The following is a 17,263-nucleotide window of genomic DNA, read 5'->3' as shown; positions in this document are numbered from 1 at the left end:
GAATGAAGATGGCAACTATCAAGCATTTGATCCACGGTGAGCCTGTTGCTGACGATGCTCGCACCACGGATGTATTCAACCCGTCCACCGGCCAGGCCATCCACACGCTGGGGTTGGCCAGTCGCGCCACGATCCGCAAGGCCATCGACTCCGCCCAGGCGGCGTTCCCGGCCTGGCGCAACACGCCGGCGGCCAAGCGTGCCCAGGTGATGTTCCGCTTCAAGCAACTGCTGGAGGCGAACGAGCAGCGCATCGCCCAGCTGATCAGCGAAGAGCATGGCAAGACCCTCGAAGACGCCGTGGGCGAACTCAAGCGGGGTATCGAGAACGTCGAATTCGCTTCGGCGGCTCCCGAGATCCTCAAGGGCGAGTACAGCCGCAACGTCGGCCCGAACATCGATGCCTGGAGCGACCTGCAGCCGATCGGCGTGGTGGCGGGGATCACGCCCTTCAACTTCCCGGCCATGGTGCCACTGTGGATGTACCCGCTGGCGATCGCCTGCGGCAACTGCTTCATCCTCAAGCCTTCCGAGCGCGACCCGAGTTCGACCCTGCTGATCGCCGAGCTGCTGCATGAGGCCGGCCTGCCCAAGGGCGTGCTGAACGTCGTGCATGGCGACAAGGAAGCGGTGGATGCGCTGATCGAGGCGCCCGAAGTCAAGGCGCTGAGCTTCGTCGGCTCGACGCCGATCGCCGAGTACATCTATGCCGAGGGCACCAAGCGTGGCAAGCGTGTGCAGGCCCTCGGCGGGGCGAAGAACCACGCGGTACTGATGCCGGATGCCGAACTGGACAACGCCGTCAGTGCGTTGATGGGCGCGGCCTACGGCTCCTGCGGCGAACGCTGCATGGCCATCTCGGTCGCGGTCTGCGTAGGCGACCCGGTGGCGGATGCGCTGATCGACAAGCTGGTTCCACAGATCAAGGCGCTGAAGATCGGTGCCGGTACGTCCTGTGGCCTGGACATGGGGCCACTGGTCACCGCCGCAGCCCGCGACAAGGTACTGGGCTACATCGATGACGGTGTGGCGGCGGGGGCGAAGGTGGTCGTGGATGGGCGTGGCTTCAAGGTGGCGGGTAACGAGGAGGGCTTCTTCGTCGGCGGCACCCTGTTCGATCGCGTCACGCCCGAGATGCGCATTTATAAGGAGGAGATTTTCGGCCCGGTCCTGTGCGTGGTACGCGTGAACAGCCTGGAAGCGGCCATCCAGCTGATCAACGATCACGAATACGGCAACGGTACCTGCATCTTCACCCGTGACGGTGAGTCGGCCCGCCTGTTCTGCGACGAAATCGAAGTGGGCATGGTCGGCGTCAACGTACCGCTGCCGGTGCCGGTGAGCTACCACAGCTTTGGTGGCTGGAAACGCTCGCTGTTTGGCGACCTGCATGCCTACGGTCCGGATGGCGTGCGCTTCTACACCCGCAAGAAGGCGATCACCCAGCGCTGGCCAAAACGCACCAGCCATGAAGCGGCGCAATTTGCTTTCCCGAGCAACAGCTGAGGCTGGCGTACCGTTCGAGTGCCTGCGTCATTCGCTGTCTGGGGCTGTAGCCGGGATGGCGCAGGCGCTCATCGTCGCGCAAGCGTGCGGGCTTATTTAACAACGAGGTCGATGAGCATCATGCCGATTACCAATCAATACGTGAAAGATCTGGATCGCGAGTATGTCTTCCACTCGTGGTCGACCCAGGGCACCCTCAACCCGCTGGTGATCGCCGGCGGTGAAGGCTGCACGGTGTGGGACTACGACGGCAAGCGTTACCTGGATTTCTCCAGCCAGCTCGTCAACACCAACCTCGGCCATCAGCACCCGGCGGTGATCGCCGCGATCCAGGAGCAGGCCGCCACACTGACGACCATCGCCCCGGCAACGGCCAACCACATGCGCGGCGAAGCGGCCAAGCGCATCATCGAGCAGGCGCCCGAAGGCTTCAGGAAAGTCTTCTTCACCAATGGCGGTGCCGATGCCAACGAGAACGCGATTCGCATGGCGCGACTGTTCACCGGGCGGGACAAGGTGCTGTCGTCCTATCGCTCCTACCATGGCAATACCGGGTCGGCGATCGTTGCCACAGGTGATCCACGTCGTGTACCCAACGAGTACGCGCGCGGTCATGTGCACTTCTTCACGCCTTACCTCTATCGCAGCGAGTTCCATGCGCAGACCGAAGCCGAGGAAACCGCGCGTGCCCTGCGTCACCTGCGTCGGGTGATCGAGAGCGAAGGGGCCCAGTCGATTGCCGCCATTCTGCTGGAAAGCCTGCCGGGCACCGCGGGTGTACTGATGCCGTCTGCCGCCTACATGCAGGGCGTTCGCGAGCTGGCCAACGAATTCGGTATCCTGCTCATCCTCGATGAAGTGATGGCTGGCTTTGGCCGGACCGGCAAGTGGTTTGCACTCGAGCACTATGGTGTCGTGCCGGATCTCATCACCTTTGCCAAGGGGGTGAACTCGGGTTACGTGCCGGTCGGTGGCGTGGTGATCTCCGAGCCGTTGAGCAACTACTTCGACACGCATTTCTTCCCCGGTGGCCTGACCTACTCCGGGCACCCGCTGGCCATGGCTTCGATCGTCGCGGCGATTGATGCGATGCGCAAGGACGGTGTCGTGGAAAATGCCCTGGACATCGGCAGCCGCTGCCTGGGGCCTCGCCTGCGTGACCTGCAGCAGCGTCATGCGTCGATCGGCGAAGTGCGCGGGGCCGGGGTGTTCTGGGCGCTGGAGTTCGTCAGCGACAGAGACACCCGAGCACCCCTGGCAGCCCAGACGATGCAAGCGCTCAAGGCTGCCCTGATCGAGCGGGGCCTGCTGCCATTCGTGGTCGACAACCGCATCCATGTAGCGCCGCCCTGCATCATCAGCCTGGCCGAGGTCGAGGCCGGTATCGCGATCCTCGATGAAGTGATCGGCGCCGTACTGGGCTGACCATTCACAGGTTCGACCACCAGCCGCCCTGTGCGCACCCGGAGGGATATCCGGGTGCGTTACGTATTCAGCCGGTCTGCGCGTCGCCGGAGGCTCTGCGCGCAGGCCGGGTGATCTCGCGATGGCGGGTCGACCTGCTAGAGCGGGCACTCGGTCGGTAGTGCCAGCGCGTCGCGGTCATGGCCGAGCAGTTGGCACAGCGCATCGACGATGATCTGGTGATCCTGTCGGTCGGGAAGGCCGGAGACGGTCACGGAACCGATCACGCCGGCGCCGCGCACGATGATCGGGAAGCCTCCGCCGACACTGGCGTAGTCGGCCGGCGAGAGACAATAGCGTTGCGTGATGTCCTGGTCGTCGAGTGCCAACTGGTACCTGAGCCGATAGGAGCTGCGCAGAAAACGCTGGACGGTGTTGTTCTTGCGCCTCACCCAGTCATGGTTGTCGGAGGTGATGCCGGGGCGAGCGGCGAAGAACAGCGGACGATCAAAGCGCCTGATATCGATCACCAGGGGCCATGCCTCGGCCACGGCCTGTTCGTAGAGGAAAGAGCCGAGTTGCCAGGCACTGCCCTCATCGAAATGTGGAAATTGAAGGACTTCTTCCTGGCGAATCAAGCGTGTCAGGTCGTCGTCGAGGCTCATCCCGATCTCCTTCTATCTGGCCCTTCGTGGGGCTTGGGCTGACTGATCCCTGCAGCTTGGGCTGAATCAATGGGTGAGTTAAATATATTTTTTCTCACGCTCATGTTTGATTCTACTTTCGTTAATAGAGGCTGGTCACTTTCCCCAAGTGAATCCCTATGCCGGTGACCCGCAGAAATTTCAGGGCAGATACAAACACCCACTGCGGCACCCGAGAAGGGAATTGACAGCCACTTTCATAGTTTTTATTCTGAGTGCAAGCATGCACACAAAATCGCATGCAGTTTAGCGCCTTACCTTCCTGCCAAAAACAATGACTATTCAGTGAGGTTTAAAATGGTTCTTCCACGTTCTTCTTCCCTCAAGGCTTTCCTGGTCGGTGCCGGTCTGTGCGGTGCCTTGCTGGCCCAGTCGGCGGCCCAGGCTGCCGAGTCCTCGGTCTGGCAAGACGTGCAGAAGGCTGGTGTGTTGCGATGTGGTGCCGCAGTGGCCGCACCCTATGTGATGCGTGATGCCAAGACAGGTGACTACAGTGGTTACTTCGTTGATCTGTGCCGCGACTTCGGCGAGAAGGTCCTGAAGGTCAAGGTGTCCTTCGTCGACACCAACTGGGATAACCTGGTCGCCGGGCTGCAGAGCAACAAGTGGGACTTGGCGATGGCCCTCAACCAGACCCCGGAACGTGCGCTGGCCGTGGCCTTCACCGTGCCGGCGACCGACTACCAGGTCTCGCTGCTGGTGAACAAGGACAACCCCAAGCTGGCAGAGGTCAAGGACGATATCTCGGCCCTGGACAAGCCCGACCTGACCTTCGCCGTGATGTCGGGAACCGCCCAGGACAAGGCCATTTCCTCGGTGATCCACAGTGGCAAGATCATGCGCCTGCCGGGGATGGATGAAGCACGCCTGGCGGTCATGTCCAAGCGGGCCGATGTGCTGGTCGATGCCAGCGATACCAACCACCTGTTCGCCCTGGCCAACCCCGGCTGGACACGCGAAATCCTGCCCAAGCCGGCATTGGCCAAGCAGGGCGTGTCGTTTGGTGTGCGCCGTGACATCTCGCCGGCGGACCTGGAGGTGCTGAACATCTACCTGCGGCAGAAACGCGATACCGGCGATATCCAGCAACTGGTGGACAAGGCATCGATCGAGGCCAACGCCGCGAAATAGCTGTTCGCAAGCGGAATGTGCCGCCCACTTCACCCTGGCGGGCGGCACTGTCGATTCTCAGGAGTAAGGAGTAGAGCACACATGAGTGATTTCAACGGCCCCCTGGCCGGGCAGACCGTCCTGGTCACTGGCGCTTCCGGTGGCATCGGCGCCGCGATCGTCGAGCAGTTGGCAGCCGAAGGCGCTCGGCCGCTGATCCATTACAGCCGTGATGCCCAGGGCGCGCAGCGCCTGCTCGAGCGTATCGGCGGTCAAGGCTGGATCGTCCACGGTGACCTGAGCGAGGAGACCGGGCCCGAGCAGTTGTGGCAGGCCGCGCTGGAACTTTGTGGCGGGCGCATCCACGGTCTGGTCAATAACGCCGGCATTCGTACCGAGATTCCCCTGGATGCGCCGTCTGCGCAGTGGCGTGCCGCGTGGCGCCGCGAGTTCCAGGTCAACTTCTTCGCGGCCGCCGACCTGTGCCGTGAGGCCGTGACGCATTTTCGTACCCACGGTGGCGGGCGCATCATCAACATGGCCAGTCGTGCCGCCCAGCGTGGCTATGCGGCCGATGCCTTGCCCTATGGCACCAGCAAGGCCGCCTTGATCAACCTGACCAAATCCCTGGCGCGCAGTGTCGCCGGAGACGGGGTGGTCGCCGTGGCAATTGCGCCCGGTTGGGTACGTACGGACATGGCCGAGCAGTTCATTGCCCAGCATGGCGAGGCCGCTGCGACAGCGGATATCCCGGTTGGACGCATGGCCAGTCCGGCGGAAGTCGCCGAGCTGGTGGCGTTCGTGCTCAGGCCATCCCAGGCGTCACTCAACGGGGCGACGCTGGATGTCAACGGCGGCAGCTATATTCGATAAGGCTGCCGCCCCAGGCTTTCTGGTTGATAGGAATAGGCAAGGTTTGTAGATGATCCGGCATGGGGTGGTTGCCGCATGGTCACTACCATGAGCGCCATCAACCAGGAGGCATTCTTCATGAGCAACTCTAAAACCCTGTTCATCACCGGTATCAGCAGCGGCTTTGGCAAGGCACTGGCCAGCGAGGCATTGATGGCTGGGCACCGGGTGATCGGAACGGTCCGTCATCAGGACGCCCTGCAGGCGTTCGAAGCGCTGTCGCCCGGGCGCGCCCATGGGGTCATCCTGGATGTGACGGATTTCGCGCGTATCGATAGCGTCGTTGCCGAGGTGGAGCAGCGCCACGGCCCGGTCGATGTCCTGGTCAACAACGCCGGCTACGGTCACGAGGGTGTTTTCGAAGAGTCATCGCTGGAGGAGATGCGCCGGCAGTTCGACGTGAACGTGTTCGGTGCCGTCGCCGTCACCAAGGCCTTCGTCCCTTATTTCCGCCAGCGCCGCCGTGGTCATGTCATCAACATCACCTCCATGGGCGGTACGATCACCATGCCGGGCATTGCCTATTACTGTGGCAGCAAGTTCGCGCTGGAAGGCATTTCGGATACCCTCAGCAAGGAACTCGGCCCGTTCAACATCTTCGTCACGGCAGTGGCACCGGGCTCGTTCCGTACCGATTGGGCCGGACGCTCGATGCAGCGCACACCGCGCAGCATCGCCGATTACGACGCCAGTTTTGACCCCATACGCAAGGCCCGTGAAGCGAAGAGTGGCAAGCAACTGGGGGATCCACGCAAGGCGGCGCAGGCCCTGTTGGCGCTGATAGCCAGCAGCCACCCGCCCGCCCACCTGCTGCTTGGCAGTGATGCCCTGGGCCTGGTGCGTGGCAAGCTGGAGCAGTCCTTGAAAGATATCGAACAATGGGAAACGCTGACCCGTTCGACGGACAGTGACAGGGGCCTGTAGGGAGGGCGAGCATGGCGGGTGGTACGGATCGCGCTCAACGCATGGTGCGGCTGATGGAGCAGCTGGCGCCGCTCGAGGGCTACAACCTGAGCCCGTTGGATGACATACGCTTCCTGCGTTCCAACCGGCCGTTGACCCGCACGCCGGTGCTCTATGAGCCCGGTATCGTGATCCTGTGCCAGGGCCGCAAGCGCGGGTACCTGGGTGAGGACGTCTATGTCTACGATGCCCAGCAGTACCTGGTTGTTTCCGTCCCGGTGCCCTTCACGATGGAGACCGACGCCAGCGAGGATGAACCGATGCTCGCCGTGTACATGCGGCTGGATTTCAAGCTGGCGGGTGAGTTGGTCGTGGAAATCGACCGGACGTTCGGCCCCCCGTCCTCGCAGCCCAAGGGCCTGTACTCCTCGATGATGGACGATGGGTTGCGCGACTCCACCCTGCGCTTCCTGGAGGCCATGAACCATCCCGTCGAGGCAAGGATTCTCGGGCCGTCGCTGGTGCGTGAAATCTACTATCGCGTCCTGGCTGGCGAGCAGGGCGGCTCCCTGCGTGCCGCACTTGGCCAGCAAGGTCATTTTGGCAAGGTGACCCGGGCCATCCGCAAGATCCACAGCTGCTACCGGGAGCCATTGAGCGTCGAGGCCCTGGCGCAGGAAGCCAGCATGAGCGTGCCCAATTTTCACCGGCACTTCAGGAGCGTCACCGACACCTCGCCCTTGCAGTACCTCAAGTCCACGCGGCTGCACCAGGCGCGGTTACTGATGCTGCGCAATGAGGTGACGGCCTCGGCTGCGGCGTTCGATGTGGGGTATGAAAGCGCCTCGCAGTTCAGCCGGGAGTTCAAGCGATTCTTTGGTCGCACGCCCCAGGCCGAGATTGCATGGATGAAGGCGACGTACGCGTTGCCGCAGTCGAACACACCGTCGATTTTTGTCTCTTCGCACTAGCGCCCGGATAACACGTTGGACACTGTCATTATGCTGTCAACGGGGCTGTCGCCGGCCACCCCTCGCGGGCGGCTGTACGGATTCCTTCCAGCAGCATGCTGAACGCCGGGTTGTCGTTGTTCTGGTGCCAGATCAGGTGCAGTTCGCTCTGCACCCCTTCGCCCAGGTCGATTTCGCGAAAGACCACGTTCCTGAATGCGACGCTGCTGGCGCATCGCGGTACCAGCGCCAGGCCCATGCCCGCGTTGACCAGTGCCAGGATGGTCAGGGATGAGCCCAGCCACTGCACGTACTGTGGCGTGACGCGCGCCGAGCGCAGCCGGCCGGTCAGCAGCTCGTTGAACGGTGGATACGCCGAGTGGGCGTACATCAGGAAGGGCTGTGCATCCAGGTCCTGGATCGACACGGACTCGGCCGTTGCGAGGCGATGGTCACTGTGCACCGCCAGTAGAAACGGCTCGCGTACCAGGCACTCGGTGGCGTAGCCCGGTTCCAGCAGGGGCGCCCGCACGATCCCCAGGTCGATGCGTCGGGCACGCAGGGCCTCATGCTGCTGGTAGGTGTTCATCTCCGACAGCTCGATCTTCACATGCGGCTGCTTGAGGCGGGCCTCGGCGATGACCTTGGGCAGGAACTCATACACCGCGCTGCCGACGAAGCTGATGTTGACCGTACCGATATCGCCCTCGGCAAAGCGCCTGGCACTGGCGGCGGCCTGTTGCGCGCGCTCCAGCAGGTTCTGCGCCTCGATGAAGAACGCCCGGCCGGCAGCGGTGAGCGCGACGCTGCGCGTGGTGCGGGTGAACAGCTCGACACCCAGTGAATGCTCCAGCAGCTGGATCTGCCGGCTCAGGGGCGGCTGGGTCATGTTCAGCCGTTCGGCAGCTCGCCGGAAGTTCAATTCCGTGGCCACCGTGGTAAAGCAACGCAGTTGGGTCAGTTCAAACATTGATCCAATCCAGGTATCAATCCAATACCAGGTTAGATTAGACAGCAACAATACCCGCGTCCATCATCGGCTCACCCCATCCTCACGCCTCGCGTGCCGCCCTACAGGGAGCCCACTCGTGAAAATCGTTCGTGTCACCGTCACCCCCATCGCCTTTCGGGACCCGCCGCTGCTCAACGCCAGCGGTATCCACGAACCCTACGCGCTGCGTTCGATCATCGAGATCGAGAGCGACACCGGCTACATCGGCCTGGGCGAAAGCTATGGCGACGCGCCGGCGCTGGCGATCCAGCAGCGGGTGCAGCCGCAACTGATCGGGCTCGACCCCTTCAATCTCAACCAGCTGCGCGCCATCGTCCAGGCAACGGTAGCCGCGCACCAGCCGGCAACGCTCGCCGGTGCTGAACTGGCGCCGGGCTCCCATGCCAGCAAGGCGGTGAGCAATGCCTACTCGGCGTTCGAGGTGGCCTTTCTCGACTTGCAGGCGCGCTCCCTGAACGTGCCGCTGGTGGATGTGCTTGGCGGTGCGGTGCGTGACCGGATTCCGTTCAGCGCCTACCTGTTCTTCAAGTACGCCCGGCACATCGACTCTCCCTATCCGCCCGACAGCTGGGGGGAGGCGATCAGCGAGGAGCAGATCGTCGCCCAGGCCCGCCGGATGATCGAGGCCCATGGTTTCCAGAGCATCAAGCTCAAGGCCGGTGCCCTGGAGCCCGAGCATGAAGTGTCGTGCATCAAGGCACTCAAGCAGGCGTTCCCCGGTCTGCCGCTGCGCATCGACCCCAACGGCAACTGGTCACTGGACACCGCCATCCGCATGGCGCAGTTGCTCGGTGATGACCTGCAGTACTACGAAGACCCGACCCCGGGACTGGAGGGCATGGCCGAGTTGCACAAGCGCACTGGCCTGCCGCTGGCGACCAACATGGTGGTCACCGATTTCGATGAGTTCCGGCGCAGCGTGGCGCTGAACAGCGTGCAGATCGTGCTGGCCGACCATCACTACTGGGGCGGCCTGCGCGATACCCAGGCGCTGGCGAAAATGTGCGAGGCCTTTGGCCTGGGGGTGTCCATGCACTCCAACTCCCACCTGGGCATCAGCCTGATGGCGATGGCCCATGTCGCGGCGGCGGTGCCCAACCTCGACTACGCCTGCGATACCCACTACCCGTGGCAGGAGCCGGACGAGGAGGTGATCAAGGGGGGCAAGCTGCCGATCGTCGATGGCTGCGTGACGATCACCCGTGCACCTGGTCTGGGTGTGGAACTCGACCACGACCAATTGGGCAAGCTGCACGAGCAGTACCTGAGTTGTGGCATTCGCCAGCGCGATGACGTCAGGCAGATGCAGCGCTACCGGCCGGACTGGAAAACCGTCAAGCCGCGTTTCTGATGTCAAAAGTCAGGAGGGTCCATCCATTTCGCTCCAATCGGGCAACCTGGTGTTCGGGAGGCGGGGCATGAGGCTGCCCGCGCCTCGCGAGGCCGGGAAAGCACTTCAGTTGAAGACCCCGATGGTGCCCAGTGCGATGGCGGTGGCGAACATCACCAGGCACGTCCCCACGCACCAGCCAATGGACGCCCGTTGGTTGTCGCCGTAGTCCAGGTCAAGCAGCCCGCACAACAGGTAGGTGGACGCCACGAGTGGGCTGAGCAGGTGAACGGGCTGGCCGATGAGGCTGGCGATAGCCATCTCCCTGGCGCCGATACCATAGTGGCTCGCGGTCTCTGCCAGGATCGGCAGGATGCCGAAGTAGAAGGCATCGTTGGTCAGCACGTAGGTGAACGGCATGCTCAGGAAGGCCGTGATGACCGACATGAAATGACCGGCGGACTCGGGGATGACGTGTATCAGGCTCTCCGAGATAGCCTTGATCATGCCGGTTCCGGACATGATCCCGACGAAGATACCCGCGGCGAAGATCAGCAAGGTCACCGCCATGACGTTGTCGGCGTATTTGCCGATGACCGCCTTCTGCGCCTTCACGTCGGGGAAGTTCACCAGTACGCCCAGGCCGAAGGCGAGCATGAACAGGATCGCAAGCGGCATGACGTTGAGCATCATCAGCGAGATGAGCGCGAGGGTGAGCGCCGCGTTGAACAGGAAGCGCCAGTCGGTCAGCCTGAACTCGGTGAAGTGGCTCATGGTTTCATCGTGGTCGAGCTGCACGACGCCCAGCCGGCGACGTTCTCGGCTGCCGAGGTAGAACGCGGCGAAGATCACCCAGCCTGCCCCGGCGATCATCAACGGGAGCATTTCAAGGAACAGTTCCGTGATGTCCACATGCATGGCACTCGCGGCGCGAGAGAAGGGCCCCGCCCAGGGCAGGATGTTCATCACGCCATTGGTCAGCAGCAGGACCGTTGCCAGCACCTGGAGGCTCATGCCGGTGCGCCGGTACAGGGGGAGCAGCGCGGCGGTGGTGATGATGTACGTCGTGGCACCATCGCCATCCAGGCCCACGCAGATGCCGAGAATGGCGGTGCCGATGACAATCTTCAGCGGGTCGCCTTTCACGCACTTGAGAATCAGCTTGATCAGCGGGTTGAAGAGGCCGGCGTCGGTCATCATGCAGAAGTAGAGAATCGCGAAGGTCAGCATGATCCCGGTCGGGGCCAGCATCTTCACGCCATCGAACATCATCGGGCCCAACTGGGGGGCGAACCCGCTCAGGCTGGCAAAGGCGACCGGTACCAGGATGAGAGCCACCAGGGGTGACAGGCGCTTGCTCATGACCAGGTACATGAAGCAGGCGATCATGGTGTAGCTCAGAAGCGTAAGCATGTTTCCCTCTTGTTATCTGTCTTGTATGAGTGGTGGGTACCCGCTTTTTGCGAGCCGAGCGCAGCCCGTGCGCCTTGTGCACAGGGCGGCGGCTCGATGGGTCAGGCGGGGGTGTGCGAGAACATTTGCTTGCCCGGGTGGCCGGTGTCGGCCCTGAGGATGTGGCCCGTCGATGAGTCGGTGATGAACAGGCCGCGATTGCCTTCGCCACCGAAGGCGAGGTTGGTCAGGGTCCTGCCTTCGGTGCAGGACTTGAAGCGATAGAGCGGCACGGCGTGGGCGTCGAAGGCCCACACGCATCCGTTACCGGCGTCGCAGACGTAGAGATTCCCCGATTCGTCCAGGGCCATGCCGTCAGCGCCACTGACGCCGCCCGCCATCGCCGTGAACACGCCGACCTTGGAGGTAGTGCCGTCCGCCTGGAGGGGCAGCCGCCACACGGCGTTCCCGCGGGTCATGGCCACCAGCAGGGCCTTTTCCTGGAGATCCATCACCAGGCCGTTGGGGCTGGGGCCGTTGTCCAGCAGGCAGTCCAGGCGCTGTTGCGCCAGGTCGTAGCGAAACACCCGGCCGGTCGGGTCGTGCATGCCTGTCTGTCCCTGGTCGGTGAAGTACAGATGCCCCTGCCGGTCGAAGAACAGGTCATTGACCCCCTTGAAGCTTTCGCTGCGGCGATGGGTCAGGAAGGGCGTGATGCGCTTGCTCAGCGGATCGAGAACCAGGATGCCGTTCTTGTAGTCGGCGATGAAAACCCGGCCATCACGATGGACCTTCAGGCCGTTGGGCCAGCCGTCGTATTCCACGATCAGTTCCCAGTCGCCTTCTGGCGTCACGCGAAAGATCCGCCCATAGGGGATGTCGGTGACATAGAGATTGCCCGCCTGATCGAAGGAGGGTCCCTCCAGGAAGCTGCTTACGGGTTGGCCGGGCTTGTTGGCCCTGACCCAGTCCGAATCCCCGTCCCGCCAGAATTCCCTGGGTAATCGGCTGAAGACCTCGGTTGGACGTTCCTGGGGAGGGGCATACAGGCTCATGGCGGATCTCCATGTGAAAACAGGCGTGCAGAGCGGGTGCTCGAGTGGCAGGAGACCTGGGTGGCCTCCCGGTGTGCGTTGCCCGGAATGTCTTGTTGTGTCGAGCTTTGTTCTGTCAGATAGAACTACGTTGCTCTTGATGGAACACTCTCCAAGCTATTTCCCTAGCTGTCAAGTGTCCTCCAAGGTCAGGTCCCCACACGTGGTTCCCGGAAATTCGCTAGCCATCCGTTCATCGTAATCAGCGTTGACAGGCATGAGAGAGTGCGCGAATACTAAAAATAGAACGTAATTCTGCCTGACAGAACAATCATAAAAAACAGCGCCCCGCTTCGCAGCCGCACTGCATGACTGTTCGAGCAGGCTCTCCACGGCAACAGGAGAACCTCCGTGAAAGAAACGACAGATATCGACATCCTGGTCAGTGAAGTCGGGCCGAGGGATGGCCTGCAGAGCGTCAAGGCCACCCTGCCCACCGAGCTGAAGCTTGAGTGGATTTCGGCCCTGGCAGGGGCCGGCTTGCGAGAGATCGAGGTTGGCTCATTCGTGTCTGCCAAGCTGCTGCCGCAGATGGCCGATGCCGCCGAAGTGGTTGCCCATGCCCTGACGCTGCCGGGCCTTTTCGTCACCGCGCTGGTGCCGAATCTCAGGGGCGCAGAGGCGGCGTTCAGCGCCGGCATCCACAAGATCACGCTGCCCATTTCCGTCAGCGAGCAGCACTCCCTCTCGAATATCCGCAAGACCCATGCGCAGCTCCTGGAGGAGGTCCAGGCGATCGTCGCGCTGCGCAACGAGCGGTTCCCGCAGGTGCAGATCGAAGCGGGCCTGTCGACGGCCTTCGGCTGCACGCTCCAGGGGGTGGTGAGCGATGACGAGACGATGGCATTCGCCGTGAAAATGGCCGAGCTGGGCGTGGATGAGGTCGGTCTTTCCGACACCGTCGGTTATGCCAACCCCACCCAGGTCCGCCGACTGTTCACCCGCCTGTTCAGGGAGCTGGGTCCACTGGCTGGCAGTGCCCACTTCCACAACACCCGTGGCCAGGGGCTGGCCAACGTGGTCGCCGCGCTGGAGGCCGGGGTGAAGACCTTCGACGGTTCCCAGGGCGGCCTGGGTGGTTGCCCCTACGCTCCGGGCGCCTCCGGCAACATCGTCACCGAGGACCTGGTGTACCTGCTGGAGTCCATGGGGCTGAGAACCGGCGTCGACATCGACCGGCTGGTCGCCGCGCGTGAAGTGCTTCGTCGTGGACTGCCGGCAGAACCGCTGTATGGCTTCATCCCGGATGCCGGCGTGGGCAAGAACTTCACCTATGCGCGGGAGGCCGTATGAACCAGCCTGAAGATAAGTCCCTGCCGCTGGCCGGCATTCGCGTCGTCGAGTTCGTCCACATGGTGATGGGGCCGACCTGTGGCCTGCTGCTGGCGGATCTCGGTGCCGAGGTGATCAAGGTCGAGCCGGTTCCGGAAGGGGACAACACCCGCCGCCTGATGGGCTCCGGCGCCGGGTACTGGATGACCTACAACCGCAACAAGAAGAGCTTTGCGGTGGACATCAAGTCGCCGGAGGGCATGGCTGCGGTGAAGAAGCTGCTCGCAACCGCCGACGTGGTCACCGAGAACTTCCGACCTGGCGCCATGGAGAAACTGGGCCTGGGCTATGAGCAGGTCAAGGCCATCAGGCCGGACATCATCTACAGCTCGATGAAGGGCTTTCTGCCCGGCCCCTACGAGAAGCGCACGGCACTGGACGAGGTGGTCCAGATGATGACGGGCCTGGCCTACATGACCGGGCCGGTCGGGCGCCCCTTGCGTGCCGGGGCGTCGGTCAACGACGTGATGGGCGGGATGTTCAGTGCGGTCTCGATCCTCGCGGCCTTGCTGCAACGCAAGGAAACCGGTCGCGGCCAGTTCGTCCAGACCGGGCTGTTCGAAAACTCGGCCTTCCTGGTCGCCCAGCACATGATGCAGCAAGTGGTGACCGGCAAGGCCGCGGCGCCAATGCCCAGCCGCATTTCCGCCTGGGCGATCTATGACGTTTTCGAAACGGCAAGTGAAGGCGAGCAGGTCTTCATGGGCGTCGTCAGTGACAGTCAGTGGGCTTCGTTCTGCGAAGCGTTCGATTTCCCCGAACTCGCCGCCGACCCCGAACTGAGCCGTAACAATCAGCGCGTCCAGGCCCGTGAACGGATCCTGCCCAGGGTGCGCCAGCGCCTCGGCGGGATGGACAAGCAGACGGTGATGGCGCTGTGTGAGAAGGCCGGCCTGCCGTTCTCGCCTATCCAACGTCCCGAAGACCTGTTCGAGGACGAGCACCTCAACCAGTCTGGCGGCATGGCCGAACTGACGTTGCCGGGGGGAGAGCAGGTCAAGGTGCCGATGCTGCCATTCGAGATGGATGGCCAGCGCTTTGGCACGCGACTCGATGTCCCGAGCCTTGGCAGTCACTCCAGGGCGCTGCTGGCCCAGTTGGGGTATGCCGAGGACGAGATCGTCCGGCTCGAGGCCGATGGCACGGTCAAGACCGCCTGAACACGACGCTCGGGCTTGAACCGCAGTTCCCCTGGCCAGGGTGCGCCAGCCGTCTGCATTCACCGCCGGCCCATCCAGCCGCGGTATTCATAACAACAAAACCGAGGATACAGTCATGGCTGATGTCACGACCCCGGATACCCCTTTATCCATGCCGCAGCCTGAAGTGGCCACTGCCTTGCAGCAGCGAGCGATGAGCAAAGCCGCCTGGCGCCTGATTCCCTTGCTCGCGCTGGCCTATTTCTTCAACTACCTGGATCGCACCAGCGTGGGTTACGCGGCCCTGCAAATGACCGACCAGCTGGGGCTCACGGCGGCCCAGTTCGGCCTGGGTGCAGGCATCATGTTCGTCGGCTATTGCCTGTGCGAAGTCCCCAGCAACCTGGCCATGTATCGTTTCGGGGCACGGCTGTGGATGGCCCGTATCATGATCACCTGGGGGCTGGCGGCGGCAGCGACCGCTTGCGTGGTCGGCCCCTACAGCTTTTATGTCGTTCGTTTTCTGCTGGGCGTGGCCGAAGCCGGCTTCTTCCCCGGTGTCATCTTTTTCCTGACGCTCTGGTTCCCGGTCCAGTACCGCACTCGCGTGCTGGCCTGGTTCACGGTGGCCACGCCCATTTCCTTCCTCGTGGGTGGCCCGCTGTCGATCTGGCTGCTGCAGATGCACGGGGCATTGGGGCTCGCGGGTTGGCAGTGGATGTTCATCATCGAGGGGCTGCCGGCCTGCCTCCTGGGCCTTGTCACCCTCAAGGTGCTGGCCAACCGGCCGGACGAGGCCCGCTGGCTGTCCCGCGAGGAGAAGGACGCCCTGAGCGCCATGCTGGAGAAGGAGAGGGCGCACACCTGCAAGAGCCACGGCCTGGCAACGGCGCTGAAGGACCCACGGGTCTGGATCCTCAGTTCGATTACCTTCAGTTTCACCATCGGCACCTACGGAATCGGCATCTGGTTGCCGCAGATGCTGAAAGCCCAGGGCGTCGAGTTGGGCCTGATCGGCTGGGTCGCGGCAGTGCCCTATTTCTTCTCGACCATCGGCCTGCTGTTCTGGGCCAAGCATGTCGACCGTAGCGGGCGTGGCATTCTCAACCTGGTCATTGCACTGGTGCTGGCCGGCCTGGCGCTGATCTTCGCGCTCAACATGAATGCGCTGGTCCCGGCCCTGGCGGGGATCACCCTGGCGCTGGTGGGGACGATCTCGGCGAAGACGATTTTCTACACCTTGCCGGCCAGGTTCCTCAGTGGCCAGGCCGCAGCCGGTGGCATCGCGCTGATCAACTCCATCGGTGCATTCGGCGGTTTCGTCGGGCCTTATCTGATGGGATTCCTGAAGGACCACACCCAGTCCTTCAGCGCGGGCCTGATGGTCATGGGCGGCATCCTGTTCGTGGCTGCGCTCATGGCGCTGTCGCTGCGCCTGTTCATGCGTGATGCCTGATCGAATGAAACGCTGTTCCGGACAATGGACTGGCTGGCAGCCTGCCTCGCAGGTAAGGTAGCAGGCATCTCAACGGCCCCGCTCCGGGGCCGATTTTTCACGATGATGCCGAGCAGAAGTCTGATGTCGCCAAAAACTGAGCCTGCAGCAGCCGATGCTGCCAAGAACAATGCCGACGGGGGCGTCGCGGCGGTCGACCGGGCCTTCGCGATTCTGGCGGCCTTCGAGCCCGACCGCAGCAGCCTGCCACTGGCCGAAATCGCGCGTCGCACCGGCTTGTACAAGAGCACCATCCTGCGCCTGATGAGTTCGCTGGAACGGGCCGGTTTCATCAGGCGCCTGGCTGACGGGCAGTACACCGTGGGCCATGAACCCTTGCGGCTGGCGCAGATCTACCAGGCTTCCTTCCGGCTGCGCGACAGCCTCTATCCGGTGCTGGAAGCGCTGACCGAGGAGAGCGGCGAAACGTCTTCCTTCTATGTGCTCGAAAACGATATCCGGGTGGTGCTGTTCCGGGTCGAGCCCAAGCGTGCCGTGCGGTTCAGCATCCATGAAGGGGATCGTTTCCCGCTGCACGCCGGTGCCTCGGGGAAGATTCTCAGGGCTTTCGGGCCGCCGGCGGACCGCGCGCTGGCCGAGGTGCGGGAGCAGTTCTGGGCCGCCTCGTTCGGCGAGCGCGACCCGGACACTGCCTCGATTTCGGCTCCGGTCTTCGGGGTCAGCCATGAGTTCAAGGGGGCGCTCACCTTGTCGGGGCCGTCCGAGCGTTTCAACCGGGAGGCACTGCAGGCCGCTCGCGTGCTGCTGTTGAAGCGGGCCGCGCAGGCGACCCAGTTGCTGGGCGGGAGCAATCGCGAGTTGCTGGCCGCCCTGGAGCGAAATGCAGACATCTGAGCGGGGAGAACTCCCGCGCCATGTGCCTGATCAGCGCAGCCTCATGCCGCCATCCCGGCGTCCAGGCCTTGGTCGCGCTACTGGAGGACATCTTCTGCGATCCGACGCCTGGGGATGAGGTCGTGT

General features: G+C 63.1%; 15 protein-coding genes. 11 read left to right on the top strand and 4 right to left on the bottom strand.

All coding sequences use genetic code 11. The features are described 5' to 3' along the window. Positions 1-8 precede the first annotated feature (8 nt). A complete protein-coding gene (locus HU752_RS22200; RefSeq protein WP_186675300.1) occupies positions 9-1,505 on the top strand; it encodes a CoA-acylating methylmalonate-semialdehyde dehydrogenase in 1,497 nt (498 codons plus the stop codon). A gap of 120 nt (positions 1,506-1,625) precedes the next feature. Then, the gene (locus tag HU752_RS22195) at positions 1,626-2,930 is read left to right on the top strand and encodes an aspartate aminotransferase family protein (RefSeq protein ID WP_225920056.1); all 1,305 of its coding nucleotides are present in this window, start codon (positions 1,626-1,628) and stop codon (positions 2,928-2,930) included. Positions 2,931-3,067: 137 nt separating this feature from the next. Here HU752_RS22195 and HU752_RS22190 read toward each other — a convergent pair whose 3' ends face one another. Beyond that, on the bottom strand, positions 3,068-3,574 hold the full coding sequence (locus HU752_RS22190; protein ID WP_186675304.1) for a heme-degrading domain-containing protein: 507 nt from the start codon (positions 3,572-3,574) through the stop codon (positions 3,068-3,070). Between the two features lie 336 nt (positions 3,575-3,910). On the opposite strand from HU752_RS22190, the gene HU752_RS22185 reads away from it, so the two are divergent. The 4 genes from HU752_RS22185 to HU752_RS22170 all read left to right on the top strand — a co-directional run bounded on the left by HU752_RS22185 (position 3,911) and on the right by HU752_RS22170 (position 7,509). After that, positions 3,911-4,744: a transporter substrate-binding domain-containing protein gene (locus tag HU752_RS22185; RefSeq protein WP_186675307.1), complete on the top strand. Its 834-nt coding sequence runs from the start codon at positions 3,911-3,913 to the stop codon at positions 4,742-4,744. 81 nt (positions 4,745-4,825) lie between these two features. Next, complete coding sequence (locus HU752_RS22180; protein WP_186675309.1) at positions 4,826-5,596, top strand: SDR family NAD(P)-dependent oxidoreductase; 771 nt, start codon at positions 4,826-4,828, stop codon at positions 5,594-5,596. A gap of 117 nt (positions 5,597-5,713) precedes the next feature. After that, a complete protein-coding gene (locus tag HU752_RS22175) occupies positions 5,714-6,559 on the top strand; it encodes an oxidoreductase (RefSeq protein ID WP_186675310.1) in 846 nt (281 codons plus the stop codon). A gap of 11 nt (positions 6,560-6,570) precedes the next feature. Next, positions 6,571-7,509 (top strand): AraC family transcriptional regulator, encoded by a 939-nt coding sequence (locus HU752_RS22170; protein WP_225920055.1) that lies wholly within the window; start codon positions 6,571-6,573, stop codon positions 7,507-7,509. A gap of 28 nt (positions 7,510-7,537) precedes the next feature. Here the strand turns inward: HU752_RS22170 and HU752_RS22165 are convergent, their stop codons facing one another. Beyond that, entirely contained in the window at positions 7,538-8,458 is a 921-nt protein-coding gene (locus HU752_RS22165; protein WP_186675311.1) for a LysR family transcriptional regulator, read from the bottom strand. 118 nt (positions 8,459-8,576) lie between these two features. On the opposite strand from HU752_RS22165, the gene HU752_RS22160 reads away from it, so the two are divergent. Next, a complete protein-coding gene (locus HU752_RS22160) occupies positions 8,577-9,851 on the top strand; it encodes a glucarate dehydratase family protein (protein ID WP_186675312.1) in 1,275 nt (424 codons plus the stop codon). A gap of 105 nt (positions 9,852-9,956) precedes the next feature. On the opposite strand, the gene HU752_RS22155 is transcribed toward HU752_RS22160, so the two are convergent. Then, positions 9,957-11,243 (bottom strand): CitMHS family transporter, encoded by a 1,287-nt coding sequence (locus HU752_RS22155; protein WP_186675313.1) that lies wholly within the window; start codon positions 11,241-11,243, stop codon positions 9,957-9,959. A gap of 101 nt (positions 11,244-11,344) precedes the next feature. Continuing rightward, positions 11,345-12,277 carry an SMP-30/gluconolactonase/LRE family protein gene (locus HU752_RS22150; RefSeq protein WP_186675314.1) on the bottom strand — a complete coding sequence of 311 codons (933 nt, stop codon included), beginning with the start codon at positions 12,275-12,277 and terminating at the stop codon, positions 11,345-11,347. A gap of 390 nt (positions 12,278-12,667) precedes the next feature. On the opposite strand from HU752_RS22150, the gene HU752_RS22145 reads away from it, so the two are divergent. The 4 genes from HU752_RS22145 (at position 12,668) to HU752_RS22130 (ending at position 17,137) form a co-directional block, all read left to right on the top strand. Then, positions 12,668-13,609 carry a hydroxymethylglutaryl-CoA lyase gene (locus HU752_RS22145; protein WP_186675319.1) on the top strand — a complete coding sequence of 314 codons (942 nt, stop codon included), beginning with the start codon at positions 12,668-12,670 and terminating at the stop codon, positions 13,607-13,609. Beyond that, a complete protein-coding gene (locus HU752_RS22140; RefSeq protein WP_186675321.1) occupies positions 13,606-14,808 on the top strand; it encodes a CaiB/BaiF CoA transferase family protein in 1,203 nt (400 codons plus the stop codon). The genes HU752_RS22145 and HU752_RS22140 overlap by 4 nt, the downstream gene beginning before the upstream one ends. A gap of 115 nt (positions 14,809-14,923) precedes the next feature. Continuing rightward, positions 14,924-16,243, top strand: a complete 1,320-nt coding sequence (locus tag HU752_RS22135; protein ID WP_264083982.1) for an MFS transporter — start codon at positions 14,924-14,926, stop codon at positions 16,241-16,243. Positions 16,244-16,366: 123 nt separating this feature from the next. Then, on the top strand, positions 16,367-17,137 hold the full coding sequence (locus HU752_RS22130; RefSeq protein ID WP_186675322.1) for an IclR family transcriptional regulator: 771 nt from the start codon (positions 16,367-16,369) through the stop codon (positions 17,135-17,137). Positions 17,138-17,263 lie beyond the last annotated feature (126 nt).

The organism is Pseudomonas vanderleydeniana (assembly GCF_014268755.2).
Lineage (GTDB): Bacteria > Pseudomonadota > Gammaproteobacteria > Pseudomonadales > Pseudomonadaceae > Aquipseudomonas > Aquipseudomonas vanderleydeniana.
Note: the sequence above shows the minus strand (reverse complement) of the source record. Positions and strands in the feature narration are given on the sequence as shown.